Raw genomic sequence first — 1,312 nt, forward strand, 5'->3', positions numbered from 1 at the left:
CGTTTACGACACTTGATTAAAGTGGCAGAAAAGGAAGCAAAGCACTTAGAGTTGACGTGGAGCCGCTTAAAATCTGAAGAAGTTAATCCCCAATGGGTTGCTGGTCTTGAAGATGATCTAGATATGGCTGAGCGGGTCGATGCGTTTGTCGCAAGGTTTGGCAGGCTTCAAGATCACTTAGGTGATAAGTGTACTCCCGAGTTATTAAAACAAATGCTTGAAACGCCAAGTTCTGCAATCAATAACTTGGGACGAATGGAAAAGCTTGGATTAATTGCTTCGGTCGAACAGTGGATAGAGGCGAGAAATCTTAGAAATCGTTTGGTTCATGATTATGTAGATGATCATGAAGAGTTTGCGTCTGCGCTTAATCGGGCAATTGGGTTGGTGGATGTGTTGCTGGCTGTCCAGAAATCATACAATAAGCAGGCTCAATCGCTTTTAGCTCTTTAAGGTCAAAACACAAAAGACGGTTCACCACAGAGGGCACAGAGAGGCCTGCGGCCTACACAGAGAAATAAAAATATCAAAGCCGTCATAAGCAAGATCCTATCACTCGTGTTATTCTGTCTATTATCTAGATCATAAAATGACAAAGCCACTGAAACGGTTTAAGCGATATGGAAAACTCCGAGCTGGTTTCTCTAATAAAACAACATCTACCAAGTGTTAAATTGATTTACCTCTTTGGCTCAAGAGCTACTAATGAAGCTCGACCTTCGAGTGACTGGGATATCGCAGTCATGGCAGAGAAAAAAATACCCGTATCTACCTTATGGGAGCTTAAAGAGCTCCTGGCAAATACCTGTTGTGCAGAAGTTGATTTGATTGACTTGCTTCAATCGACCACGGTTTTGAATGTGCAAATTATAGAGCGAGGTCAGTTGCTGTATGATGCTTGTGACGCTGCGATGTCTTTCGAAACGCGTGTTCTCAGCATGTATGGCCGTTTACAGGAGGGGCGTGAAGACATTATGACTGACTTTGTTGCTCAGCTTAAAGGAATGAAGCATGGATGATGTCATACTGAATAAACTCGCAACAATAAAACGGTGTTTGCAGCGAGTTCGCGAGGAATTTACTAGCGAGGCAGAATTCAAACAAAATTACACCAAACAAGATTCTGTCTTATTGAATATTCAAAGAGCGTGTGAGGCGTCAATTGATATAGCAAATTATCTAATTCGTGTGCACCGGCTGGGAATACCTCAGTCGGCACGTGATAGTTTCGATATTCTAGCAGGGGCAAAATTGATTACGGTCGACATCTCTGGCGCGATGAAGCGAATGGTTGGCTTAAGAAATATAGCAG

At 42.8% G+C, this 1,312-nt stretch carries 2 protein-coding genes and 1 pseudogene; all 3 read left to right on the plus strand.

Annotated elements, in window-relative coordinates:
• Positions 1-453, plus strand: a pseudogene (locus tag A3729_RS33490) (hypothetical protein); the annotation flags it as partial.
• Positions 454-620: 167 nt separating this feature from the next.
• Positions 621-1,019 carry a nucleotidyltransferase domain-containing protein gene (locus tag A3729_RS26000; RefSeq protein ID WP_068634330.1) on the plus strand — a complete coding sequence of 133 codons (399 nt, stop codon included), beginning with the start codon at positions 621-623 and terminating at the stop codon, positions 1,017-1,019.
• On the plus strand, positions 1,012-1,312 hold a 301-nt coding region (locus A3729_RS26005), incomplete at its 3' end, for a DUF86 domain-containing protein (RefSeq protein ID WP_068634432.1). The genes A3729_RS26000 and A3729_RS26005, both read left to right, overlap by 8 nt.

This window comes from Oleiphilus sp. HI0043 (assembly GCF_001634935.1).